The following is a 242-nucleotide window of genomic DNA, read 5'->3' as shown; positions in this document are numbered from 1 at the left end:
GGTCAGACTGAAAAAATACAGATAGATACTCTGCATCAACATCAGAACAAAGAACAATCTGAAACACATTATGTTCTTTTATCGTTAGTCCTATCTTCTCCGATACGACCCGAGAGGTTCCTATCACAGGAACATAGATGCAGTTTTCTTTTTCTTGATGGCACTCACCTGACTTGACTGCGTTAATTTCAAGAGAGACATCCTCTAAAGCAACGGTCTTATATTCTTTATATTGAGTATTT

1 protein-coding gene is annotated in these 242 nt (G+C 37.2%); it reads right to left on the bottom strand.

Translation table 11 applies throughout. The features are described 5' to 3' along the window. On the bottom strand, positions 1–242 hold a 242-nt coding region (locus tag F3089_RS16125; protein ID WP_225741802.1), incomplete at both ends, for a hypothetical protein.

This window comes from Halospina sp. K52047b, from assembly GCF_008709855.1.
Taxonomy (GTDB): domain Bacteria; phylum Pseudomonadota; class Gammaproteobacteria; order Pseudomonadales; family Oleiphilaceae; genus Halospina; species Halospina utahensis_B.
This window is presented reverse-complemented; position numbering and strand designations above follow the sequence as displayed.